This is a genomic window from Segniliparus rotundus DSM 44985 (assembly GCF_000092825.1).
In the GTDB taxonomy this organism is placed as follows: Bacteria; Actinomycetota; Actinomycetes; order Mycobacteriales; family Mycobacteriaceae; genus Segniliparus; species Segniliparus rotundus.
Map to the genome: position 1 here is coordinate 2,788,215 of NC_014168.1, position 24,769 is coordinate 2,812,983.

A 24,769-nucleotide genomic window follows, 5' to 3' on the forward strand; every position below is an offset into this window, starting at 1 on the left:
ACGGACTGATGCGGATCAACGGGCCAGGTCGTCGACAGTGGCCTGCTCGCGGCGGGAGAGGTTGATGCCGAGGGACGCGGCCGCGCGGTCCAATTCGTCGTCGTCGGTGTCGCGCATCTCGATCGCCGCGCCGTCCTTCGAGAGGACTTCGACGTTCAGGCAGAGCGACTGGAGCTCCTTGAGGAGGACCTTGAAGGACTCGGGGATGCCCGGCTCGGGGATGTTCTCGCCCTTGACGATGGCCTCGTACACCTTCACGCGGCCCACCACGTCGTCCGACTTGATGGTGAGCAGCTCCTGCAGGGTGTACGCGGCGCCGTAGGCCTGCATGGCCCAGCACTCCATCTCGCCGAACCGCTGGCCGCCGAACTGCGCCTTGCCGCCCAGCGGCTGCTGGGTGATCATCGAGTACGGGCCGGTGGAACGGGCGTGGATCTTGTCGTCCACCAAGTGGTGCAGCTTCAAGATGTACATGTAGCCCACCGCGACCGGATGCGGGAACGGCTCGCCGGAACGGCCGTCGAACAGGGTCGCTTTGCCGTCGGGGCCGACGAGCACTTCGCCGTCCCGGTTCGGGAGCGTCGACGCGAGGATGCCTTGCAGCTCCTCTTCTCGCGCCCCGTCGAAGACCGGTGTCGCGGCCCGCGAGTTCGGCGGGGCTTCCAGCGCGTCCTCCGGCAGGTTCTGCGCCCACTCGGGAAGCTCGCCCTTCTTGTCCGCTTCGACCTTCCAACCGGTCTTGGCGACCCAGCCGAGGTGCGCCTCGAGGATCTGGCCGATGTTCATACGACGCGGGACGCCGTGGCTGTTCAGGATGATGTCCACCGGGGTGCCGTCCGGCATGAACGGCATGTCCTCGATCGGGAGGATCTTGCCGATGACGCCCTTGTTGCCGTGCCGGCCGGCGAGCTTGTCGCCGTCCTGGATCTTGCGCTTCTGGGCGACGTAGACGCGGACCAGCTCGTTCACGCCCGGGGGCAGCTCGTCGTCGTCCTCGCGGCTGAACACGCGGATGCCGATGACCTTGCCGGACTCGCCGTGCGGGACCTTCAGGGACGTGTCGCGGACCTCGCGGGCCTTCTCGCCGAAGATGGCGCGCAGCAGGCGCTCCTCCGGGGTCAGCTCGGTCTCGCCCTTCGGGGTGACCTTGCCGACCAGCACGTCGCCGTCGCGGACCTCCGCGCCGATGCGGATGATGCCGCGCTCGTCAAGGTCGGCGAGGACCTCGTCGGAGACGTTCGGGATGTCCCTGGTGATCTCCTCGGCGCCCAGCTTGGTGTCGCGGGCGTCGATCTCGTACTCCTCGATGTGGATCGAGGTGAGCACGTCCTCTTCCACGAGGCGCTGCGACAGAATGATCGCGTCCTCGTAGTTGTGGCCTTCCCACGGCATGACCGCGACGAGCAGGTTCTTGCCCAGGGCCATTTCGCCGTTCTCGGTGCAGTGCCCGTCGGCGAGCACTTGGCCGGTCTCGACCCGCTGCCCCTCGTCCACGATCGGACGCTGGTTCGCGCAGGTGCCGTGGTTGGACCGGGCGAACTTGCGCAGGCGGTGGGTCTTGCGCGAGCCGTCGTCGGCGAGCACCGTGATGTAGTCGGCGGAGACTTCCTCGACCACGCCGGTCTTGTCCGTGACGATGACGTCGCCCGCGTCGATGGCGGCGCGCAGCTCCATGCCGGTGCCGACGAACGGGGACTCGCTGCGGATCAGCGGCACGGCCTGGCGCTGCATGTTCGCGCCCATGAGCGCGCGGTTCGCGTCGTCGTGCTCCAGGAACGGGATCATCGCGGTCGCGACCGAGACCATCTGCCGGGGCGAGACGTCCATGTAGTCGACCTGGTCGGAGCCGATGTACTCGACCTCGCCGCCCTTGCGGCGGACCAGGACGCGCTCCTCGAGGAACTTGCCGTTCTCGTCGAGCGGCGAGTTCGCCTGCGCCACGACGTAGCGGTCCTCCTCGTCGGCGGTGAGGTAGTGGATGTCGTCGGTGACCTTGCCGCCGACGACCTTGCGGTACGGGGTCTCGATGAAACCGAACGGGTTCACTCTTGCGAAGACCGAGAGCGAGCCGATGAGGCCGATGTTCGGGCCTTCCGGGGTCTCGATCGGGCACATGCGGCCGTAGTGGGACGGGTGCACGTCGCGGACTTCGAGGCCGGCGCGCTCGCGCGAGAGGCCGCCGGGGCCGAGCGCGGAGATACGGCGCTTGTGGGTCAGGCCCGACAACGGGTTGTTCTGGTCCATGAACTGCGAGAGCTGGCTGGTGCCGAAGAACTCTTTGATCGCGGCGACCACCGGGCGGATGTTGATCAGGGTCTGGGGCGTGATCGCCTCCACGTCCTGGGTGGTCATCCGCTCGCGGACCACGCGCTCCATGCGGGAGAGGCCCACGCGGATCTGGTTCTGGATCAGCTCGCCGACCGTGCGCAGGCGGCGGTTGCCGAAGTGGTCGATGTCGTCCACTTCGACCGGGACTTCCGTGCCGCCGGGCGGGGTCATCGTCTCCGGGATGCCCGGAGTGGCCTCGTGCAGGCGCACCAGGTATTCGATGGTGGCGGCGATGTCCTCGACGGTGAGCGTCGTGACGTGCGAGGGCACGACTTCCGACAGGCCGAGCTTCTTGCCCAGCTTGTACCGGCCGACTCGGGCGAGGTCGTAGCGCTTCTCCTGAAACAGGAGGTTGTCCAGCAACGCCTGCGCGCCTTCACGCGTGGGGGGCTCGCCGGGGCGCAGCTTGCGGAAGATGTCGAGCAGCGCCTCGTCCGTGCCCGCGATGTTGTCCTTCTCCAAGGTGGTCATCACGATCTCCGAGAAGCCGAACCGCTCCACGATCTGCTCGTTGGTCCACCCGAGGGCTTTGAGCAGCACGGTCACCGGCTGGCGGCGTTTGCGGTCCACGCGCACGCCGATGGTGTCGCGCTTGTCCACGTCGAACTCCAGCCACGCGCCCCTGCTGGGGATGACCTTCACCGAGTGGAGGGTCTTCTCCGTGGACTTGTCGATGCTGCTGTCGAAGTACACGCCGGGGCTGCGGACGACCTGGGACACCACGACGCGCTCGGTGCCGTTGATGATGAAGGTGCCTTTGTCGGTCATCATCGGGAAGTCGCCCATGAACACCGTCTGGCTCTTGATCTCGCCGGTGTTGTTGTTGATGAACTCGGCGGTGACGAACAGCGGGGCCGCGTACGTCATGTCCTTGTCCTTGCACTCCGCCTCGGAGGCCTTCACCTCGTCGAAGCGCGGCTCGGAGAAGGAGAGCGACATGGAGCCGGAGAAGTCCTCGATCGGGGAGATCTCGTTCAACACGTCCTCAAGGCCAGAGGTCGGCTTGCCTTGGCCGTTCAGATGCTGGCCGCGCTCCAGGGAACGTTCGCGCCACCACGGCGCGCCGATCAACCAAGCGAACGAGTCGGTCTGCACATCGAGCAGGCCTGGCACTTCAAGCGGTTCGCGGATCTTCGCGAACGAGACTCGACGTGGGGCTCCGGGGTGACCTGCCTTCGTTTGGCGCGAGACTGCCAAAATGAGTCCTTCCAGCACTATTGTGGCCTCGGGCCCCAAGCCCGACGCCGTTGCTTCATTCACTCAGCTTGCAACGCTGAATCAGTTTCCGGCGCGCTCCTCGTTGCCCCTGCCCATGCGACCGTGTTCCGGACCTGCCGAAGCCGCCATGCCGAAGTTCGGCATGGCCTGGGGACGACCCAACAGGGAAAACGGTTGATAGACGTGCATCATCGAGCGCAAGGCTTCAGAGTACCACAACACCGGGGCACTCCGCACCCCCCTCGGTGTGATTTGCGTCGTGGCGAAACAACCGCCCTGACGTTGGATCTAGCTTGCACCGTGATCGCCTCCGCGTCAAGCGACACGACTCATATCGTGCGTCACAATATTCGCGCCGTCTTGGACGGGGCCGCCGTACGGCTCGCTGTCCGCGGCCCCACCGAGTTGCCAACCCTGGATTGCGGACATGCGGTCACTGTGCGTGGCGACAGACCGCCCGCGTGGCGGATCAGTTTGGCGGTGGCGGTCGCCAAGCCTCGTTCAACTGGTACCTCAGCTGGGCCTCCGTCCGACGCGAGGACTCGTGGACCTCGTCGATGAACGCCTGGGTTCGCTCGGAAAACCGCACAGTCCGCACCGCGTCGTACTCCTCGGGGCCGAAGTACTTGCCGAAACAGGCAAACGCCCAGGCCAACACAATGCCGACGACGAAGAGCAGGAGGAATCTGGCGAAGGCGCGAGCCGAACCAGGCGCCGCGTGCATGAGGGCCATGCTCGGGGAATGGTAGAAGTACCAGAACACCAGCAACCCGCCCGCGCCGCCGACCGCGCGCTGCCGCAAACTCACCCATCCGACGTGCTTCCATTCCCCAGGACGGCTGTCCCGGCCCTCTCGGACAGTCCTCCAGAAGATGAGGAGCCCACGGGCCCCGACGAACACGCTCCCCGCCACCGGCACGAGCGCGAGGCCCACCGCGAGCGCCCGGTTCTGCAACCACTGGCCTTGCGCGCACAGCACGACGGCTTCAGCAGTGATCCGCACCGCGAGAGCGGCGATCCAGACGAAAAAGACTGTCCACACGACACGGCGGGTCCAATACCACGCTCCCCGCTTCGCCCAGCTGCGCCCAATCAGCGGCAGCTTCTCGGGTTTCTCCGTCCTCGCCCGTTGTGGCTCCTGAGCTGCGGGAGCCAACAGCGCCGTGTAATCCACCGGCGGCAGGCCTTGGGACCGCCGCACAGCGTCGTATTCCTCGGGCGCCGCGTATTTCTGCAAGAGCGCGAGTATCTCCCACACTTGTGTGCCCAAAACGTATCCCCCGCCGAAGCAGAACAAGAACAAAATGACCGGTATCCGTGCCGCAGAACCCATCACTGCTTTGTTCTTCTCCACGAACCAGCCATGCCAGCGGAAGTAACGACGATCTGTGTCTGTGATGCGGTCTCGTTTGCGAGCCATCGCGAACCGAAACCGGACATACCCCTCGCAGAGTCCTAGCAGAGTGAGGATGGCGTAGACACCGAGCACCGCAACACGCGCTCCAGGACTATTGCTCGTACCTCTGAGCACGCCCTTCAGCACAGCGAAGGACACGAACGCCACGACGAGAACGATAAGGAGGGCGACAAAGACGATCCAGCCTCGCCGCGCCCAGTAGGCCGCACCACGCTTGTGCCAGGTGGTGCCGAGGTACTTGACCCGTTCAAGCTGCGAGGATTCAGGCCCCTTTGCCATAGGTCGCTCCTATCCGAAGATGCTGTGCCAGACTTTTTTTCCGGCATCCTCAGTGGCGTGCCAGGCTTTTTTGCCGGCGTTTTCGACCGTGTCTTCGGTCTTGGAAAGCGTTTGATCGATGCTGTCGTAGGTCCTCTCCGCAGAGTTGGCGGCACCATGCCAGATGCCGCCAAGCACGCCATGGTCGTGGATGTCCTCGGACCAATGCTCGTGGAAGGCCTGGTGGGCGAACTCCCCGACACCAGCTGCAATGAAGACACCGCCGACGACCGCATCCACTGGTACCCCCGCCTCGGGTCCCGCCAACCAGGCCGCTGCTCCAATGCCGGCCAGCACACCGACGCCTGCCGCAGCCCCCTCTTTGGCGTACGAGGTCACGGGGTCGCCGCCCTTCTCGATGTCGTCCTTGCCTTGGAAATAGGCGATCCCCGCGGCTGCCGCGATGTCGAGCACCGGCACGTCGCCCAAGAATTTCAGCTCGGGCGCCAGCTTGCTCAATGTCTTCGAGACTGCGGGGAGGTCGTGCAGCTTCGTGTTGAGGATCTTGGCGAAAGGGAGGTCTTTTTGGTTTTTCAGCTCCCCGATTTCCGCATTCAGACTGCCTTCAATCCTTTGGAAATCGGCGAGGGCGCCGTCCTTCCCCTCCATCGCGGCGACGACCCGGTCGATGTCGTAGCCCTTGCCGGAGACAAGCTTCTGGATCTCCGTTTCTGCGTTCTTCAGAGGCGCTTCGAGCTTCTTGTGCTGCGCGTCGAGTTTCTTGTCGAGATCCTCGAGCCGCATGTTCTTGGCCTCAAGCTTCGCCGTGTACAGGCCCCGGAGCACCGCCCCCATGGTGATCGCCTGGTCGGGCGCGAGCGTGCTATCGCTCTTTTCCTCGAAAATCGGCTCCACCATCGCCTTGAGCTTGCCCAAGGTCTCCAGCCGGTAGGTCCGAGCCGCGTTCATCGCGTAGTCGTAGGCGGCCTGGTACTCCTTCTGCGCGTCAAGGGCCGACTGCACAGCGGGGGCTTCCGGGTTGCCGGTGACGGTGAGCGGGAGCGGCTTGCCCGAGCCCATGTCGATCTGCGCGCCCCGGCCTTTGCAGGAATCCGCCGCGTTGTACAGGGCGGATTCCACTTCTTGCAGTTTGTCCCCCAGATCGCCCACTGCCGCGCCGATCAGGCCGATGAACGTCCCCACGCTGCCGACGTTCGCGGAGTCCCCGGACCACCGTCCCCGCATCTCCTCCCCCGCCGTGCCGCTCCAACTCGCGTCCGAGCCCAATGTGGCAACCGTCGCGGACAGCTCGGAAACGACGCCGTTCACTTTCTCCGGGGCGGATCTCATCTTCGCCCCCATGGCCTGCAATCCCGGGATGTCCCCGCCGACCCAACTCATCGCGCCTCCCTCAGTGCTTGTACTCGAAGTCCATGTCCTCGAACAACTCCTCGTTGTCGATGTCATGGCGCTCGTACGAGTCATGGGCGTATTTCACCTTGCCCGCGTGCTCTTTGATGAGCTCGGCGGACTTGATGGTCAATTCTTCGATCCGGCCTGTGACGTACTGGAGGTAGTCATTGAGCGTCCCGTCGCCCGTGTCCACAGGCTCCGCCTTCACGGCTTCGACCGCCGCTTCAAAATCAGCGTGCCCCTGCTCGAACTGCTGCGACATCGCCGCGAGGTCGTCAAGGACGACTTTGGACCAATCGCCCATACTTCACCTTCCTTCGTTCATCGCCGCCAGCGCGGCGAGAGCCGCTTTGCTCCACCGAGTCGACACGACGCCGGGCTCCGGGTCCAGCAGCAAAGCCGTCACCTCGCCGTGCGACAACAAGCCTTGAAACTGCTTCGTGGACAACAGCGCCCACGGCTGGTTCGGGCCAAGCTGCTCCACAAGTTTCTGTTGCGACGAGAAGCCCACCGCCAAGGTCACGTCGTCGGGCTGCTCCCACAGCTCCACGAACATCCGCAACCCGTTGTCCGCCTCCAATGGGAACGCGGGCACGACCACCATGCCAGGCACGGCGGCAGGATCGACCACCGCGCTGACCGCCGGGGACTGCTCGTGCGCGAGCAACGCTTCTGCTTCTTCTGCTGTGAGCACACGGCCATCGGCCCGGACGACGCGCTCGACCGTCTCTTCTTCGTCCTCGTAGTGCCCCCAGCGCTTCGAGTCGCTGTCCCAATCCGACACGCATGGGGCTCCTTTCGGCTTTTTCGCTTTGCTCGTCCTCATAGGTGAGACGCGACACAGCCGCGTCTGGTTCCCAGAAGCGGCAACCTTCCCATCACGGTTTCCGCGCCGTGTCACCGCAGGATGCAAAGCCTGCCTGGTGCGCCCTGCCGCGCGGCGCTTCGCTCACACCAGGTTGGGCATTGGTTTCGGGTTGTACTGGTCGAAACTCTGCGCCCACGCCTCGAAACGCTCCAAAGCCCCGTTCGCGTCGTACTTGGCGGTCCGGCTGCACAGATCCGCGTTGTACATCTTGTGCATGAGGTAGCCGAGGTCGTAGAGCCACTGCATATTGCCGTCCGGGCCGCCCTCGCGCCAGATGTGGGCGGTGGCCAGGCGCGTGGCCTCCCACGCGAGCACCACGCGCCACGCGGAATCGAACGAGCCTGCCGCGAGGCTGCGCAACTGCTCGCCCCGCTGTTGCGGGTCCGCGAGCGAATCCCGCATCGCGAACAGCATGTTCTGGTCCTGCACATTGCTGAGGTCGCCAATCAGCCACGCCTTGGAGTCGCGCAACGTCATCACGGCGAAACTCTGCGCGGTGTGGTCGAACGCGGCGAGGTGCGAGGACAGGTCCGGATTCGGCGGGAACCATGGCTCGGTCGAGGACAGCGCCTCCCGGATCTCGGACATGACCGGCACCCAGCCGGACCGCTCGCCCGACCAGTTCCCCGACGCTTGCCCGAGCGCCATGAGCACCCAGTGCGAGGCGAGGTGCGCGAGCCCGGCCATCCGCCATCCTGGGATCGGCAGCCCCGCGGGCGCGATCTCGCCCCGGTCCGCCCAGAGGCTCGCGAGCCGTTCCAAACGCAGATACAGGCCCCGGTTCGCGCTCGCGAGCGGATGCGTCAGCCGCAGGGCCGACGCCACCGGCTTGCCGTCCGCGAATCCGGGCACTTGCTCGCGAGCTGTCCGCAGGTCCAACACGACCGTGTTGTCCAGATGGCCTTCGCCGGAAGCCGCCTGGGCGTGCGTGTTCACGCCCAATGCCCGGTCGCGCAGCTCCGAGCCCATCTCCTCCGTCGTCACGACGGCGCGGACCTGGGTCAACGCGCCGCCGTGCACCATGCCTTCGGCGAAGAGCACCGCGGCCTCGGCGGCGGTGCGCGCCCGTCCGAAGGCCCCGAGCCCGTGCAGGTAGTCGCCGGGCCAGGATTCCAGCGACCCTGCGGCCGCGCTCGGCACGCCTCGGCCGCGCAGCGGGGCCAGCATCGGGCCCTGGTTCGTGAACCAGAACCACCTGGGCCCCTCGGTGGCGTGCTCGCCGAACACGAACGCCCACTCCAGTGCGGGCATCCCTTCGGCGAGCTTGCGCAGCAGCTGGCCTTCCTGCGCGGGCTCCAGCAGTGGGGCGAACGCGAGCTTGCCTTGTTCGGACTCGTGACCGCGCAGCAGCCATCCAGTCAGGAAGTATTGCACCGCGTCGTTCCACCACGCCGCACCGGAATCCCGCGCGACCAAGTGCTTGTGTTGGCGGTCGCGGTCCTGCCACGGGAAGACCGGGGCGCGGGACGGCACCGGGTACGGGTTGTTGCCTTGCACTTGGGTGTTCGCGTACGAGCCCGTGACCGGGTCCACGCCCCTGGACACCTGCTGGTAGCCCGGTTGCACCGGCGGCGGGGCCGGGGCCTGCGGGGTGATCGACTGGTAGCCCGTGGTCGCGGGCTGCTGGTGCAGCGGGATCGTGCCCTCGCGAATGCCGGGGGACATGGGCGCGGTCGCGGACGAGGACGACTGCAACGTCTGCGCCGGTGGGGTTTGCGGCGGCGCGGCTGGCTGCGGCGGAGGCGGGGCGCTGTGCGTCTGCGCGGTCGGGGCGCCCTGCGGCGACTGTGCCTGGCTCAACCCGGCGCCCTGGTGCGGCTCGATGGTTGTCGGCTTCGCGGCTTCCGCGCCCCGCAGGGCGTCAACGCCTGCGGGCTGGTGCCCGATGGTGCTGCCTTGCGGCATCTGCCCCATCAGCGCGTTGTTCCCGCTTGCTTGCGCACTCGGCGCGGACGGAGCCGACGGCTTCCACCCCGCAGCAGCATTGCCCGAAGGAGGCGGCGCGAACCCCATCGCGGGAGCAGTCGTCGACCCGAACTGGTTGAAGGACGCGGATTGTTCTTGCGCATAGCTGAAGGGCTGTTCGGTGCCTCCCTGGGAGCCATAGATGCTCGAGTCCATTGAACGATCTGCTAGATTTGCAACGCCTTTCCACTGCTCAGGATTTGAACCGCCACCTGCACGGCCTGCAGTGCGCTCACTAGAAGCAATTGGAGCCGCAGAATCATCCCTACTTATTTCTGCTTCGCCCCCTGAGCCTCGGTGTTTAGACTCGCCCACTCCGTGTTGGTCGATTGACTTTTCACCGCTCTTGACAATCTGTTCTTCATCCTTATTGCCATGACGGCGTTTCGGTGAACCAGAATTAGCATCCGATCGCGGTTGTTGTATCAAGTTCTTCATGCCGAAGGGCTGCTGCGGAGGAGCCGGTATCTTCGGGAGATCGTCAACACCAGACCCTCGACCCATGACCCTACTCCTTTGGCGCGCGCCCCCAGTGCAGCCCAAGGGCAATCAGCAATACCGACGAACATCACGCTACCCGTCGGTCGCGTTCACGTCAAGGCAACCGATACGCGATCATTGAATACCACACGCTGCATCGATGGCATCCGCTGATGATGAGTAGTCCCCGTTGAAAACAGCGTTCCGCTCATCTGTACCAGCTTGCTCAATGTAGAGCTTGGAAAGCTTGCGCATCGCTGTCACAAGAGTCCTCCCCTTGTCCGCCACATCTGCGGACAGCTGCGGCGCGAGCTGCGCCTCGATGAGGTTCGCCGCGTACTTGAAGACAATGCCCGCGTCGGCCGCCTGGCCCGCCAACCACTGATCCGGGTCCTTCCACTGCGGGCGTGGACGACGGTCATCGCCCCGCGTCGCAGCCGCGAAACGCTCTTTCGCGTCATCCGCCTGCTGGATCTGCTTGGAGTACACCTCGCAGAAGCCCTGTTTTGCCGTATCCGGACTCGACGCGGGCACCGCAGCAAGCTTCGGCGGCACGGCATCAGACGACCCCGCCGGACACGCCTTGAGCAGATCGTTCGCCGCTGGGGTGTATTTGTCACCGTTCGGATCCAACTTGTCCGAACCCGCGTGCTGTGCATAGAGCCGCGCCCGCTCATGGAGGATCTGCACAAAATCTCCGAACTTGCTCGCCAAATCCTTCGGCACCTGCGGGGTCACCGCCCCATCAATCTGATCAGCCCCATACACAAAAATTACGGCAGCCGCGTTCGCAGCGTCAGTCATCGGTTTGTCGTAGTCTACTCCCCCGCGCAAGGGATCCTCTACTGCTTTAAAAAATGTCTGGTTTGCGGTGTTTGTGCTCTCCACCGCGTCACGGAAGGCCGCGCACGCCGCCTTCTGCGCCGCGACAGCCGGGTCAGCATTCGGCGCGGCCGAGGAGGAGCTCCCCGACGCAACCACGCCCGGAGCCGCACCCCCGCCCCGGTCGCACCCGGACACGAACACACCCGCCGCCAACAACGCCAACCCCGCGCCAAGAGAAGACCAAACGCTCATAGTGTCGAGCCTAACACGCCCAAAACCCGCCCCAACTGGCCAGCCCAGCGCTGACCAGCCTGCTCAGCTCACGCGATCCCGCACAGCGTGTCGATGCTGTCCGCGCTTGGGCCGTACCCATTCGGCTCATGCACAGCAGCCTTCATCGCATCCGTGCTCTTCCGTTCTGTATACAGACCGCCCAGCTTGCGCATCCCCGCCACCAACGACTTCGCCTTCTCCGCGATGTCCGGCGGCAGCTCGGGGCTGATGCTCGCCTCCAGCGTGTTCGCCGCATACTTGAAAATAATGCCCGAATCCTGCGCCTGCCCGGTGAGCCACTGATCCGGATCATCCCACTGCGGGTCGGGGTGATGCTCATCCCCCTTCGTGGCCGCGCCGAACCGTGTGATCGCGTCCTCGGTGTTCTGGATCTGCTTGGAGTAGACACCGCAAAAAGCCTGCTTCGCCGCATCCGGGCTCGACGCAGACGCCACAGGAAGCTTCGGCGGCGAGGCGTCAGAGGAGCCTGCCGGGCACGCCTTGAGCAGATCTTTCGCCGCAGGGGTGTATTTGTCACCGTTTGGATCTAACTTGTCCGTACCTGCGTGCTGTGCGTAGAGCCGCGCCCGCTCCTGCAAGATCTGGACAAAGTCTCCGAGCTTGTTTGCCAGATCCTTCGGCACCTGCGGCGTCACCGCCCCGTCGATCTGATCAGACGCATACATGAAAATCACCGCCGCAGCATTCGCCGCATCCGTGATCGGCTTGTCGTACTCCACAACACCGCCCCGTTTGGGATCTTCTATAGCCTTGAAAAAGGTTTGGTTCGCCGTGTTGGCGCTTGTCACCGCGTCACGGAAGGCCGCGCAGGCCGCCTTCTGCGCCGCGACAGCCGGGTCGACACTCGGCGCCGACGAAGCAGCGCTGGACGACGCGCCCCCGCCCGGAACCACAGCCCCGCCCCGATCACACCCAACAACCAAAAAACCCGCAGTGAACAGCGTCAACGCTACGCAAAAAGAAGATCGAGCGATCATCACCAGAGCCTAACACGCCACAGCTACATGCCAGCCGATCAGCCCAAGAAAAACCGGATTCAGCAGCTCGCAAAATACCGCACGCTGCATCAATGGCATCCGCCGCCGGAGCGTAGTCGCTTTTGAACACCGCAGTCCGGTCGGCGGTGCTGGACTGATCCGTTTAGAGCTTGGAAAGCTTGCGCATTGCCGCCACCAGAGTCTTCTCCTTGTCCGCCAGCTCTGCGGAAAGCTGGGGCATGAGCTGCGCCTCGATCAAATCCGCCGCGTATTTGAAGACGATGCCCGCGTCCGCCGCCTGACCCGCCAACCATTGATCCGGATCGTTCCATTGCGTGTCAGGATGGCGCTCATCGCCCCGCGTCGCAGCCGAGAAACGCTCTTTTGCGTCGTCTGCCTGTTGGATCTGCTTGGAGTACACGCCGCAGAAATTCTGCTTCGCCGCTTCCGAGCTTGATGCGGGAGCAACGGCAAGCTTCGGCGGTGAGGCGTCAGACGAGCCTGCCGGACACGTCTTGAGCAGATCGTTCGCCGCAGGCGTGTACTTTGCGATATTCGTATTTAGCTCTTTACCCCCCTTGTGCTGGGCGTACAGCTGTGCACGCTCGTGCAGGATCTGCACAAAATCTCCGAGATTGCTCGCCAAATCTTTCGGGACCTGCGGTGTGACCGCCCCATCGATCTGATCGGAGGCATACATGAAGATCACCGCCGCCGCGTTCGCGGCATCGGTCATTGGCTTGTCGTACTCACTCTCTCCGTCACGCTTCGGATCGTTGACCGCATTTAAGAACACCTGGTTCGCCGTGTTGGTGCTCGCCATCGCGTCGCGGAAGGCCGCGCAGGCCGCTTTCTGCGCCGCGACAACCGGGTCCACACTCGCCGCAGAAGAAGCAGCACTGGACGACGCGCCACTGCCCCCGCCCGGAGCCGCAGCCCCGCCCCGATCACACCCAACAACCACAAAAAACGCCGTGAACAGCGCCAAAACGGCACCAACAGAAAAACGACCCGTCATCACCCGAGCCTAACACGCCAAGCCCAGCCAACTCGCAAACGGGAACCCCCATGAATCAGACTGCCACCGGGCCTCCGCGCCCTTGCGGCGTACGATCAGCCGCATGCTCCAGGAGAAAACCCTCCGCACGGCGACGCGGCGGAGCCGCATCCAAACCCCGAATGAGCGGACCGCCCGATCCTGATGCTCTGCATCAGGCGGCGGGCGAGGCGGACGCAGCCGCCTTCGTTCCCCCGCCCCCAACGGCTCGGCCAAAGCCAGCACTGGCGCAGCGCGTCGGCCAGGCTCGAAGCCTTCTGCCTTGGACCGCGCCGGTCGACAGCGCCCTAGCGGGATTGTTCATGTTCCCCGTCGCGATCATCTCTGTGCTCGTGCCGTTGTTGACGCGCCAGGGAATACTGGACATCACCGCAGGCGTCGTCAGCGGCGCGCTGCTCGTCGCCACTGGAGCGCATCTGCTGTGGGAAGTCGTCGCATTTGGCAGGTTCCAGAACAGCGAATCCTGGAAGAGCGACCCGAAACAGCCCCTCGTGTACGGCACGCTTCCGCTCGGGGTGAAATTGCGTTGGCTCGCGGTCGACGCGACGCTTTTCGGGTTGGCTTTTATCGTGCCGTGGCTGATCCGGGCGGTCGGGCACTGGGCACAAGGGAAATGAGCCTCAGCCCTCACCCCGCAAGAGACCGCCCAGAGCGGGGGCCTCGCACGCCACCGCATACCCGCCAATGACGTTTTCCCCGGTCACCGCCATAGCCGCCGCGCGGCCCCGAAGCCCGCACGCACTGCTCACGCCGCGTCGTTTTCGACCATGCCTTCCCAGGCGCGGCGGGCCTCCTCCAACACCCCGTACGTGTCGGACATGAGCACCGCGTCAATGCTGCCCGGGTTGGGGCAGCCGAAGGACTGCGCCTGCTGCCAATAGATCATCACAATTTTGAAGAACCCGGCCCGACGCGACGCGAACCATTCCGCGCCCCTGTGGAGCGCGGAGGCGGTCTCGCTCCAGTCCGCGAGCGCCGCTTGGACGTCCTGAGCGGCCTCGGCGAACTCGTTGTGCATGCCCCGCTCCAACGCGCCGGCGGCGGCATGGGCGGTCTTGGCTTTCAGCGCCGCGAGGTCGCCGCTCAGCTCCTCGCATTCGGCCTGGATCTGTTGGGCGAGGCTCGCGAGTTCGACGAACTGGCCCTCGTCAAAGGTGGGGAAGTAGTGTTTCTGGTCGACCAGCTCGCCGGCTCCCCGGATATCGCCGGTGAGATAGTCCATCGTCAACCCCGCCATGAACTCCCTTTCCTTCCACCGTGCCGCGCGCCCGGCTTCGAACTACCAGTACCGACCATTATCGGCTAACTCCGCCGTCGCGTCAACCCTCGGGCGAATCCGGCACACGCTCCCGCGGCGGCGGGCGGTTATGGCCCAACAACAACGCTTTGGACTGCATGTACTCCTCGGCGATCGGACCCGCCCATTCCCGCAACGGATGCCTCGCGAGCAATTCCAGGACCGTCGGACGAGGAGGACGGGTCTCTTTCGTGTCCCTGCCCCACTGCGTCACCTGCGTGTACTGCTCGATGTAGCGCTCGTATGTGCCCGAGGTCCACTCGTCCTCGGAGCCGCGTTGGGTCAGCACGGCGTCGTCGTGCGCGGCCCACTGCCCGAACACAAGGTCCCGCTCGAAGGAGGCGGGGGCGCTGGACCCGACGATCAAAAGCGACCATGGGTCCACCTCGACCCACAGGCACATACCGAACTCTTCGTTCTCCATCTCGTACACGCACTCCACGCGCAACGCCCACGGCACGGGGCTCGCTCGGCCTTGGCGGCGCACAAGCTCCCGGTACCGGGCGACGGGGTCCTCGACCGACGCGGCGACCGCCTCGTACTCCTGGAGGCGGTCTTCGGCGTGCTCCTTGTTGCGCACGAGCGCCGACCTGTCCAGGGCGTACATCTCCACGAATTCCGGGGGAGACGCCGTCACCAGCTCCACGAGGTCGTTCGCGGGCTTCGGCGCGCCCCTGGCCTGGCCGCGGACCTTCCAGTCCTCCTCGAACAGCCGGTCCTGGACGGCCGACGCCCTGGCCTGCGCCGCTTTGGGGAGGTCCGGGCCGCCGCCAAAACCGAACCCCTTCGCCGCCAAGAACGCCGTGTTCCACGCGTGCAGCGCCGCTTGAGACGCGGCCGCTCCATGACCGAGCAACACCCCTGCGGGCCAAGAGCCCACGAGCATCTGCGCGACCTGCGCCGCGCCGCAGAACCCCTGGCCCACCCCGGAAAAAAGCCGTTCGGCTTGATCGGCGAGCGTTCCCCGCCGGCCAAAAATCCTCGCGTGCAACTCAGGGAAATCGGGGCCGAGCTCGGCGATGCCCTTGGCGTTCACGTCGAGCGGCGAAGCTTCCACCGCCGCAGGCAGCCCGCTCGGCGGATCATAGTGACCGGCGCGCCCCAACGCGTCGAAGGACACCCGTCCGGCGAACGGGTTGTAGAGCAAGCCCATTCCGCAAAGCCTACCCGGCCCGGCCAGGCTCAGATCTCGCGGGCGACTTCAGCGAGCCCTTCAGCCGAGGCGCCGTCCTGCTCACGTTGCACCCCGACTCCCGCGCGCGTCTTCGCGATCAACCCGTCCAACCGGGCCACGACGCTGTCCATCTGCCCCACCCGGTTCTCGGTGTGCGATTGCAGCACAGCGCGCGCGTTTTCGCCGCTCGCGTCGTCCGGGTAACGCACACCGGCGGCCGCCTCGTAGAACCGCTCAGCAAGGCCCAATGCCTTATGCGCGACATCGTCGACCCTGTTCAGAATGGATGCGACTTCATCGGCGACATGGCCGGCGTCCGCGTTCTCTATCCCAGTCCCCATCTCGGCCCTCTTTCAGGTCTTCACATATCGATTCCCGCCAGAATCGGCGACTTCGACCAGGCTACCCCGCTCTTCCACAGAGCGCAAGACGCCCGAGCACGCGGCACATCAGATTTTCGGTGGCGGTCGCCAAGCCTCGTTCAACTGGTACCTCAGCTGGGCCTCCGTCCGACGCGAGGACTCGTGGACCTCGTCGATGAACGCCTGGGTTCGCTCGGAAAACCGCACAGTCCGCACCGCGTCGTACTCCTCGGGGCCGAAGTACTTGCCGAAACAGGCAAACGCCCAGGCCAACACGACACTGACGACGAAGAGCAGGAGGAATCTGGCGAAGGCGCGAGCAGAACCAGGCGCCGCGTGCATGAGCGCCATGCTCGGGGAATGGTAGAAGTACCAGAACACCAGCAACCCGCCCGCGCCGCCGACCGCGCGCTGCCGCAAACTCACCCATCCGAAACCCATTGTCTGCCTCCAACGGGAACGCTGGCACGACCACTATGCCGGGCACGGCAGCAGGATCAACCACCTCGCTGACAGTCGAGAGCCGCTCTTGCGCGAGCAACGCTTCTGCCTCTTCAGCCGTGAGCGCACGACCATCGGCCCGGACAACGCGCTCAACAGTCTCTTCTTCGTCTTCGTAATGCCCCCATCGCTTCGAGTCGCTGTCCCCATCAGACACACGTGGGGACTCCTGTCGGCTTTGCCCATCCTCCAGGCGAGACGCGACACAACCGCGTCTGGTTCCTCGGCGCGCAAATCTCCCCGCGCGGCTTCAGCGCAGACTCGGACTCTTTGCCCCCGACGAATCGTGCCTGCTCAGGCGAGCGTTGAGTGCTGCTGCTGAGCCAGGCCCACGGGCCCGGTCGGATCCACAGGCGGCGGTCCGCTTGCCGCGTCCGCCTCGTCCCAGCTGCGCTGGATGGCGAGCTGCGCGCCCAGCGGCAACGAGGGGAGCATGGTCTTGAGCCGATTCCTACGGCGCGTGACGGCCTGACGGAACGGGAGGCCGGGCGTCGCGTGCATTTGGGGAATGATGCCGTCGATCTCTTCCGCGCCGCCATGGTGCATACCGGCGTCGACCAAGGCCCGTTCCTGGGCCATCTGCGCCTCGTCCTTCTCTTCGGACATGCCGATGGGGCCGATCATGCGGCCGTTGAGGAACTGTTTGACGGCAGGCTCCTCGCTGGTGAGCAGCACCTCGCGGGGCCCGAACATGACAAGGTTGCGCCGGTACAGCATCCCGATGTTGTCCGGCACCGTCCGCGCCAGGTTGATGTTGTGGGTGACGATGAGGATCGTCGCGTCGATCTCGGCGTTGATGTCGAGGAAAAGCTGGCTGATGTAGGTGGTTCGGACCGGGTCGAGCCCGGAGTCCGGCTCGTCGATCAAAATGATCTCCGGGTCGAGCACCAGCGCTCTGGCGAGCCCGGCGCGCTTGCGCATACCGCCGGAGATCTCGCCGGGGAGTTTGTTCTCGGCCCCGGAGAGGCCGACCAGCTCAAGCTTTTCGAGGACGATCCGCTTGATCTCGGATTCCTTCTTTTTCGTGTGCTCGCGCAACGGGAAGGCGGTGTTGTCGTAGATGTTCATCGAGCCGAACAGCGCGCCGTCTTGGAACAGGACGCCGAACATTTTGCGGATGTCGTAGAGCCGCTTGGTGCTGCACCGCATGATGTCGGTGCCGTCGATGATGATTTCGCCCTTCTCGGGGCGCAACAAGCCGATGAGGGACTTCAAGAACACGGATTTGCCGGTTCCGGAGGGGCCGAGCAGAACGCTCACTTCCCCCGGCGGCAAGGTCAATGTGACGTCTTGCCAGATATTTTGCGAGCCGAAGGACTTGGTCAAGTCCTTGACGATCACTTCGACGCCCAAACTTCAGCCTCGTGCTTTCTCTGTTGCCTCACCCGGACCGCAGGCCCGTCCTCGGGAGCGAACCGCCCCGATATGCGTTTATGCTATCAGACCGCGCCGATTTGTCCGCGGAGCCTCATTCGCCCACTGGTGTGCCTCGCGGCACATCACAGGGGCCAGGCGTGGGTCTTCCCGAAAAACGATATGGGGTCGGCCACCGCTCGGTGGCCGACCCCATATCGTTGGAGGACGATGCTCACTTGAGGGAGATCGTCGCACCAGCCTCTTCGAGCTTGGCCTTGGCGGCCTCGGCGGCCTCCTTGGAAACCTTTTCGAGAACCGGCTTGGGAGCGCCCTCGACGAGGTCCTTGGCCTCCTTGAGGCCCAGAGCCGGGACAACCTCGCGGACGACCTTGATGACCTGGATCTTCTTGTCGCCAGCGGCGTCGAGGATGACGTCGAACTCGTCCTGGTCGCCAGCGGCTTCGCCGCCAGCGGCGCCAGCGGCGGCGCCCGGAGCGGCGGCGACCGCGACCGGAGCCGCTGCGGTGACGCCGAAGACGTCTTCGAACTGCTTCACGAACTCGGACAGCTCGATGAGGGTGAGCTCTTTGAACGCGTCGATGAGCTCGTCAGTGCTGAGTTTGGCCATGATGGCCTTCCTTTCTCTCTACGGGGCACGAGCCCCTGGTCTTGCGGATTTCAGATGTGAACGATGCGGTTACTCGCCAGCTTGCTGCTTTTGGTCGGCAAGCGCCTGCGAAAGGCGGGCCACCTGCGACAACGGAGCGTTGAGCAGACCCAGGGCGGAGCCGAGCGCGCCCTTGATGGCACCTGCCACCTTGGCGAGCAGAACTTCGCGGCTCTCCAGATCGGCGAGCTTGATGACCTCTTTCTCGGTCAGCACCGCGCCGTCCAAGTAGCCGCCCTTGACCACAAGGGCCTGGTTCTCCTTGGCGAAGCCCTTGATCACCTTCGCGGCCTCGACGATGTCGCCGTTCACGAACGCCACAGCGGTGGGCCCTGCGAACAACTCGTCAGCGCCCTCGACCCCCGCATCGGCGGCGGCACGCTTGACCAGGGTGTTCTTCGCGACCAGATAGGTCGTGTCCCGGCCGAGATCGGTGCGCAGCTTGGTGAGCGAGCTCATCGTCAGGCCCCGGTACTCGGTGACGATGGCCGCGTTCGCCTCTTCGAACCGCTTGGCGATATCAGCGACCTTTTCGACTTTTTCAACTTTGACCAACGGGTCGCCTCCTTTCTCATGTCAAGCGGACAACCGCAGACATAACGCCATGCTGCGAGGAGGGCTTCGGAGAAGATGTCGTGCTGAAGCGCAGAGCGAGAGGCAGCCGTCAGCTCGCGGCGGACGAGAATGGCCCGCGAAAGAGGACGTCCGACGCTTGTTTTCCCTGCGCTGGCCAGCTCGTGGGCTTCGGGCCCGTGTTGTTTCGGCAACACGGGGAACCGAGAGCCCCATCAGCTCTTCAATCCCGAGACGAAGCTGTGATCCTGACCGTATTGACGGTGAACGGAATCTTAACTTAAGCTGTCTCGCAGATGACCTAGCGGTCTACGGTTGAACTTTTTCGGATGGCCGATCAGTTCACGCTGCTCAGCAACCGATCCAATCGACCTGCTCATGATAGTGAGGACTGGCTGATTATGCAAACCATGACGGAGAAGCCCCGCGCTCACGAAGTGCGCCACGGCTTCGCGGAGGCGCCCACGAACGACACCCGAGTCCGGCTCGCCTACGAAGACTGGGGCGACCCGTCCGGGGAGACGGTGCTGCTCATCATGGGGCTCGGCGCGCAATTGACCTTTTGGCCGGAGCTGTTCTGCGAGACGCTTGTGGACGCGGGCTACCGGGTCGTCCGGTTCGACAACCGCGATGTCGGCCTCTCCACGAAACTGCCGGGCTGCGAGGCGCCCGGCCCGAGGTGGATGCGCATACTGCGCTGCCAACTGGGTCTGTCCAGCCCCGCGCGTTACACCCTTGAAGACATGGCCAGCGATGCGGAAGGGGTCCTCGACGCGCTCGGAATCGACCGCGCGCACATCGTCGGCGCGTCCATGGGCGGGATGATCGCGCAGGTCTTCGCCGGAACCCGACCCGAGCGCACCCGCAGCCTCGGCCTGCTGTTCACCACCGCTGTGCAGCGGTTCTTCGCCCCGCCGACCCCCGCGACGCTCGCGAAACTCCGCGAGAACCCGCACCCGGACGCGACACTGGAGGAACGGATCGAGTTCAAGGTCCGGACCATGGCGCACTCGGCGGGCAACCGCTACCCGTACCCGGAAGACGAGCTGCGCGAGGCAATCGCGAGCTCATTCCGCCGCTGCGAGGACTCCACGGGACTGCTTCGCCAGCTCGACGCGATCTGCGGCAGCGGCGACCTGCGCCGGTACCACAGCGGCATCACCGCCCCGGTCGCGGTGATCCACGGCAGCGACGACCCGCTCATCCCCTGCCGCAACGGCCACGCGCTCGCGAAATGGATTCCCGGGGCAACCCTCACCGTTTTCGACGGCATGGGCCATTCCTTGCCCCCAGCGCTTTTGCCGAACATCGCGCAGGTCCTGCTTGCCAACTTCGAGCGGGCCGCCGCCGCGACGGCGGCGCCCGTCTAACCGCAGCGCCGCGCGCTCGGCCACGAATGGCGGTCAGTAGAGTGGCGCCATGGCGCTTTCCTTCGACGAGTACTCCTCCTACGACGCCCTAGGCCTCGCCGAGCTCGTCCGAACCGGCCAGAGCACAGCAGTCGAATTGCTCGACGCCGCGCTCGCCCGCCTCGAAGCGGTCGACGGCAAACTCAACGCTGTCGTCCATCGCCACGAGGCGTGGGCCCGCAAACGGGCAGCCGGGCCGCAAAGCGGACCGTTCGCGGGCGTGCCCTTCCTGACCAAAAACCTGGAACAACAGATCGCGGGGTGGCCGCACGATTCCGGCAGCCGCGCCTTGCGCAACCAGGTCTCGCCGTTCACTTCGCCAACGATCGCCCGCTGGCTGGCCGCAGGCCTGGTTCCGTTCGGCCAGACCAACAGCCCAGAATTCGGCTCCAAAGGCATCACCGAACCGGAACTGCACGGCCCCACGAGGAATCCGTGGGACACGGAGCGCTCCCCCGGCGGCTCCTCCGGCGGCTCCGCCTCGGCGGTCGCGGCGGGGGTTGTGCCCGCAGCGGGCGCGAGCGACGGCGGCGGTTCGATCCGCATCCCTGCTTCCTGGTCCGGGCTGTTCGGGCTCAAACCGGGCAGGGGCCTCCTGCCAGAAGCTCCCGCCTCTCCGGAACCGTTCCATGGCTACGCGACCCAAGGCGTGCTCTCGCGCAGCGTGCGCGACAGCGCAGCCCTGCTCGACGCCGCGATCGCCGCCGAGCCGTCAGGCTCGTATCTCTCCGCGCTGCCGCAGCGCCCCCTGCTGCAAGAAGTCGGGGCGGACCCCGGCACACTCCGCATCGGCTTCAGCGATTTCTCACCCTTGCGCCCGGACGGCGCGAGCACCGAGGCGGCCACCGCGATGACGACCGCCGCGCACCTGGCCGAGTCGCTGGGCCACGCCGTGGAAGAAGCCAAACCCCAGATCAACTGGACTGAGCTGACCGAAAGCTTTGTGACGCTCTGGACTGCGAAAGCGGCGTACAACCTCGCCGAACTCGCCCGGCTCGGCGTGGACGTCTCCGAAGTGGAAGTCGACAACCGAATCCTCGCCGCGATGGGCTCATCGGTCAGCGCGGCCGACCTGTTCCGGGCGCGGCAATGCTGGCACGAGCAGACGGTGGCGCTCACCAAGTTTTTCGAGAAATACGACCTTTTCCTCACGCCGACCACCGCCGAAGCCCCGCCGAAGATCGGCTCGCTGAACACCTCCGCGACCTTGAAGGCGCTCTCCAAGCTTGTCCTCGGACTTCGTGGCAGCCGGCTGTTCTCGATCAGCAACATCCCGCGCGAAGTCATCATGAAGAACTACCGGATAGTGCCGTACACCCAGCTCGCGAATGTGACCGGCCGTCCCGCGATGAGCGTGCCGCTGCATTGGACCGATACGGGCTTGCCCATCGGATCGCAGTTCATCGGTCCCCTTGGGTCGGAGCCGCGGCTCATCCGCCTCGCGGCGCAGTTCGAGGCGGCACAGCCGTGGAAGGACCGCAGACCAGCCCTCTGAGATGGGCGCTCCTGCCGGGGCCGCCCCAGGCGGCGGGCCCCGAAAACACGGAAAAGCCCCGGCCAACGGCCGGGGCTTTTCGCGGTGTCTTTTCCGAGGCGTTGCGGCTCAGGCCTCCAACAGCGCCCGAGTCTTGGTGGGGTCGACCAGGATAGACGGTCCCATCGTGGTGGCCACGGCGATCTTCTTGAGGTAGCGGCCCTTCGCGGCGGCAGGCTTGGAACGGGTCACCTCGTCAAGGACGGCGCCGTAATTCTCAACCAGCTGTTCTTTGGTGAAGGAAGCCTTGCCGACGACGACATGGAGGTTCGAGTGCTTGTCCACGCGGAAGGTGATCTTGCCGCCCTTGATGTCGGCGACCGCCTTGGAGACGTCAGCGGTCACAGTGCCGGTCTTCGGGTTCGGCATGAGGCCGCGGGGGCCGAGGACGCGGGCCACCCGGCCGACCTTCGCCATCTGGTCGGGGGTCGCGATGGCGGCGTCGAAGTCGACCCAGCCGCCCTGGATGCGCTCGATCAGATCGTCGGAGCCCACTGCGTCCGCGCCTGCCTGCTGCGCCTGCTCGGCTTTCTCACCGACGGCGAAGACGATGACGCGGGCGGTCTTGCCGGTGCCGTGCGGCAGGTTCACCGTGCCTCGGACCATCTGGTCGGCCTTGCGAGGGTCGACGCCGAGCCGGAAGGCGACCTCGACCGTGGCGTCGAACTTGACCTTGCTGGTCTGCTTCGCGAGGTCGAACGCCTCGAGCGGGCTGTAGAGCTCGTCTTTGGTGACGAGCTCCGCAGAGGCGCGGTAGGCCTTGGACTGTTTGCTCATTGTTGCACTTCTTCCTTGATTTTTCAGATTTCTCTGTGTTGAAGCATGTGGTCATACGAGCCGAAGCGGGCTCTCCCACGGGTTTTGGACGCGATGTTTCGTTGTCTGCTCCGCCATGAAGCAGCGGGGCGACGCCGCCCCTGTCAGCCTGTTACGCGGGCTGGTCGACCGTGATGCCCATGGAGCGGGCAGTCCCGGCGATGATGAGCGCGCCGTGCTCGACGTCGTAGGCGTTCAGATCGGGAAGCTTCACCTTGGCGATCTCCTTGACCTGGTCCCAGCTGAGGTGCCCGACCTTGGTGCGGTGCGGGACGCCCGAGCCCTTGGGGACGCCAGCGGCCTTGAGGATCAGCTTCGCGGCGGGCGGAGTCTTGAGGATGAAGTCGAAGGAGCGGTCCTCGTAGACGGTGATCTCCACCGGCACGACGGTGCCCTTCTGCGCTTCGGTCGCGGCGTTGTAGGCGCGGCAGAACTCCATGATGTTCACGCCGTGCTGGCCGAGGGCGGGGCCGATCGGCGGCTTGGGGTCGGCTTGGCCTGCCTGGATCTGCAGTTTGATGAGCCCGGCGACTTTCTTCTTCTTGCCGCCGGAGGCAGCGGGTGCGGGTGGCATGTTGGTGTCTCCTACTTGTTCTTTGTCCGCGCTTTGTTCTTGTGTGTGCGCTGTGGTTCTCGGGGCGCTGTGTTCTTGCGTCTGTTGTCTTTGTCTTTAGATCTTGGTGACCTGGTTGAAGGAGAGCTCCACGGGAGTCTCCCGACCGAAGATCGAGACCAAGACCTTAAGTTTCTGCTGTTCGGCGTTGATCTCGCTGATCGAAGCCGCCAGGTTGGCGAAGGGGCCGTCGTTGACCGTGACCGACTCGCCGACTTGGTAGTCCACCTCGGTGACCGACGCGATGGCGGCGGCGAATCCGTCGCCTTGCTTCGTCTTCGCGGCTGCCGCGGCTTTCTTGGGCTCCTGGCGGGGAAGCAGGAACTTCACCACGTCGTTGAGCGCGAGCGGGGTGGGGCGCGAGGTTCCGACGAAGCCAGTCACACCGGGGGTGTTGCGCACCGTGCTCCACGACTCGTCGTTGAGGTCCATCCGCACAAGGATGTATCCGGGGAGGATTTTGCGGTTCACAAGCTTGCGCTGGCCGTTCTTGACCTCGGTGACCTCTTCGGTCGGGACCTCGATCTGGAAGATGTAGTCCGCGACGTCCAGGTTGTGCACCCGGTTCTCCAGGTTGAGCTTCACCTTGTTCTCGTACCCGGCGTACGAATGCACCACGTACCACTTGCCAGGGGCACGGCGCAATTTGGCCTTCAAAGCCTCGGCCGGGTCCTCGTCGTCCGAGGAATCCGCGTCGTCGGCCTCGTCGGCTTGGGCGGCGTCAACAGCGACGGAGCCGTCAGCCGAGTCGACCAGCGCCTCGTGTTCGGGCGCGCTCTGGTCGGCCGCGGCCAGGGCTTCGTCCTGCTCCGCGTGCTCGTTCTGCTCAGTCACAAACTCTTCCTTTCCATGCTCTTCGTCGCCCTCCCCTACCCGAGCAGCCACAATGCCAGCTTCGCGAAGCCGATGTCGAGAAGGGCGACAAAGGAGACGACCACAGCGACGAAGACGATGACGATCAACGTGTAGGAGACCATCTGCCGACGCTGCGGCCAAATCACCTTCGAAAGTTCGCCGACGACCTCCCGCAGGAACTGCACAACCGCCGCGAAGGGGTTGCGCGAAGCCCCGGCCTGCGAACGCTTGGCTTTCTTGCCTTCCTTGGCTTCTTTCGCCCGGCGGCGCCCGTCCGCGTCCGCGGACGATTCGGCGGACGCCCTTCGGCGGCCCCGCTTGCCGGTGGGGCGGGCGGCTGCGGCCTCCTCGTCCAAGTCATCGCCGTCATCATCGGATTCGGACTGACGTGCCCGTCGGACGGGAACGCGAGAAGCGGCCTGCGTGTCGTCTTGCGACGAATCACCAGGCTCCGAAGCAGCATCGACCTCGTCGTCTTCGACGGAGGCTCCGCTTTTTTCGCTCACTTCTTC

At 65.2% G+C, this 24,769-nt stretch carries 23 protein-coding genes; 3 read left to right on the forward strand and 20 right to left on the reverse strand.

All coding sequences use genetic code 11. The annotated features are described in order from the left end of the window. Positions 1-15: 15 nt before the first annotated feature. The 9 genes from rpoB to SROT_RS13580 form a co-directional block, all read right to left on the reverse strand. Positions 16-3,543, reverse strand: coding sequence for a DNA-directed RNA polymerase subunit beta (rpoB, locus tag SROT_RS13540; protein WP_013139588.1), 3,528 nt, complete (start codon positions 3,541-3,543; stop codon positions 16-18). A gap of 472 nt (positions 3,544-4,015) precedes the next feature. Further along, positions 4,016-5,242 (reverse strand): hypothetical protein, encoded by a 1,227-nt coding sequence (locus SROT_RS13545; protein WP_013139589.1) that lies wholly within the window; start codon positions 5,240-5,242, stop codon positions 4,016-4,018. Between the two features lie 9 nt (positions 5,243-5,251). After that, on the reverse strand, positions 5,252-6,622 hold the full coding sequence (locus SROT_RS13550) for a WXG100 family type VII secretion target (protein ID WP_013139590.1): 1,371 nt from the start codon (positions 6,620-6,622) through the stop codon (positions 5,252-5,254). A 10-nt stretch (positions 6,623-6,632) separates the two neighbouring features. Next, complete coding sequence (locus SROT_RS15810) at positions 6,633-6,938, reverse strand: DUF6317 family protein (protein WP_013139591.1); 306 nt, start codon at positions 6,936-6,938, stop codon at positions 6,633-6,635. 3 nt (positions 6,939-6,941) lie between these two features. Next, positions 6,942-7,418: an SAV_915 family protein gene (locus SROT_RS13560; RefSeq protein ID WP_013139592.1), complete on the reverse strand. Its 477-nt coding sequence runs from the start codon at positions 7,416-7,418 to the stop codon at positions 6,942-6,944. A gap of 165 nt (positions 7,419-7,583) precedes the next feature. Then, positions 7,584-9,623 carry a hypothetical protein gene (locus tag SROT_RS13565; RefSeq protein ID WP_013139593.1) on the reverse strand — a complete coding sequence of 680 codons (2,040 nt, stop codon included), beginning with the start codon at positions 9,621-9,623 and terminating at the stop codon, positions 7,584-7,586. A 459-nt stretch (positions 9,624-10,082) separates the two neighbouring features. Then, on the reverse strand, positions 10,083-11,024 hold the full coding sequence (locus tag SROT_RS13570) for a hypothetical protein (protein ID WP_013139594.1): 942 nt from the start codon (positions 11,022-11,024) through the stop codon (positions 10,083-10,085). A gap of 68 nt (positions 11,025-11,092) precedes the next feature. After that, positions 11,093-11,854, reverse strand: coding sequence for a hypothetical protein (locus SROT_RS13575; RefSeq protein WP_245535309.1), 762 nt, complete (start codon positions 11,852-11,854; stop codon positions 11,093-11,095). A 352-nt stretch (positions 11,855-12,206) separates the two neighbouring features. After that, positions 12,207-13,061, reverse strand: coding sequence for a hypothetical protein (locus tag SROT_RS13580; protein WP_425358202.1), 855 nt, complete (start codon positions 13,059-13,061; stop codon positions 12,207-12,209). Positions 13,062-13,222: 161 nt separating this feature from the next. On the opposite strand from SROT_RS13580, the gene SROT_RS16615 reads away from it, so the two are divergent. Next, entirely contained in the window at positions 13,223-13,717 is a 495-nt protein-coding gene (locus SROT_RS16615; RefSeq protein ID WP_148223453.1) for a hypothetical protein, read from the forward strand. A 128-nt stretch (positions 13,718-13,845) separates the two neighbouring features. Here the strand turns inward: SROT_RS16615 and SROT_RS13590 are convergent, their stop codons facing one another. The 7 genes from SROT_RS13590 to rplJ form a co-directional block, all read right to left on the reverse strand. Then, entirely contained in the window at positions 13,846-14,337 is a 492-nt protein-coding gene (locus SROT_RS13590; RefSeq protein WP_013139598.1) for a hypothetical protein, read from the reverse strand. 82 nt (positions 14,338-14,419) lie between these two features. Continuing rightward, complete coding sequence (locus SROT_RS13595) at positions 14,420-15,550, reverse strand: hypothetical protein (protein WP_013139599.1); 1,131 nt, start codon at positions 15,548-15,550, stop codon at positions 14,420-14,422. Positions 15,551-15,579: 29 nt separating this feature from the next. Next, complete coding sequence (locus tag SROT_RS13600) at positions 15,580-15,912, reverse strand: hypothetical protein (protein ID WP_013139600.1); 333 nt, start codon at positions 15,910-15,912, stop codon at positions 15,580-15,582. A 108-nt stretch (positions 15,913-16,020) separates the two neighbouring features. Then, positions 16,021-16,359, reverse strand: a complete 339-nt coding sequence (locus SROT_RS13605; protein WP_148223454.1) for a hypothetical protein — start codon at positions 16,357-16,359, stop codon at positions 16,021-16,023. 369 nt (positions 16,360-16,728) lie between these two features. After that, positions 16,729-17,787 carry an ABC transporter ATP-binding protein gene (locus tag SROT_RS13610; RefSeq protein ID WP_013139602.1) on the reverse strand — a complete coding sequence of 353 codons (1,059 nt, stop codon included), beginning with the start codon at positions 17,785-17,787 and terminating at the stop codon, positions 16,729-16,731. A gap of 235 nt (positions 17,788-18,022) precedes the next feature. Further along, on the reverse strand, positions 18,023-18,418 hold the full coding sequence (rplL, locus tag SROT_RS13615) for a 50S ribosomal protein L7/L12 (protein WP_013139603.1): 396 nt from the start codon (positions 18,416-18,418) through the stop codon (positions 18,023-18,025). Positions 18,419-18,487: 69 nt separating this feature from the next. Beyond that, positions 18,488-19,012, reverse strand: coding sequence for a 50S ribosomal protein L10 (gene rplJ / locus SROT_RS13620; RefSeq protein ID WP_013139604.1), 525 nt, complete (start codon positions 19,010-19,012; stop codon positions 18,488-18,490). A gap of 428 nt (positions 19,013-19,440) precedes the next feature. On the opposite strand from rplJ, the gene SROT_RS13625 reads away from it, so the two are divergent. After that, positions 19,441-20,400 (forward strand): alpha/beta fold hydrolase, encoded by a 960-nt coding sequence (locus SROT_RS13625; RefSeq protein ID WP_041408069.1) that lies wholly within the window; start codon positions 19,441-19,443, stop codon positions 20,398-20,400. A gap of 49 nt (positions 20,401-20,449) precedes the next feature. Beyond that, complete coding sequence (locus SROT_RS13630; RefSeq protein WP_013139606.1) at positions 20,450-21,934, forward strand: amidase; 1,485 nt, start codon at positions 20,450-20,452, stop codon at positions 21,932-21,934. 108 nt (positions 21,935-22,042) lie between these two features. On the opposite strand, the gene rplA is transcribed toward SROT_RS13630, so the two are convergent. From rplA to secE, 4 genes are all read right to left on the reverse strand, one after another. After that, positions 22,043-22,750 carry a 50S ribosomal protein L1 gene (gene rplA, locus SROT_RS13635; RefSeq protein WP_013139607.1) on the reverse strand — a complete coding sequence of 236 codons (708 nt, stop codon included), beginning with the start codon at positions 22,748-22,750 and terminating at the stop codon, positions 22,043-22,045. Positions 22,751-22,901: 151 nt separating this feature from the next. Next, entirely contained in the window at positions 22,902-23,363 is a 462-nt protein-coding gene (gene rplK / locus SROT_RS13640) for a 50S ribosomal protein L11 (protein ID WP_013139608.1), read from the reverse strand. Positions 23,364-23,459: 96 nt separating this feature from the next. After that, positions 23,460-24,236: a transcription termination/antitermination protein NusG gene (gene nusG, locus SROT_RS13645; RefSeq protein WP_013139609.1), complete on the reverse strand. Its 777-nt coding sequence runs from the start codon at positions 24,234-24,236 to the stop codon at positions 23,460-23,462. Positions 24,237-24,271: 35 nt separating this feature from the next. Continuing rightward, a complete protein-coding gene (secE, locus tag SROT_RS13650; protein ID WP_013139610.1) occupies positions 24,272-24,763 on the reverse strand; it encodes a preprotein translocase subunit SecE in 492 nt (163 codons plus the stop codon). Between the last annotated feature and the right edge of the window lie 6 nt (positions 24,764-24,769).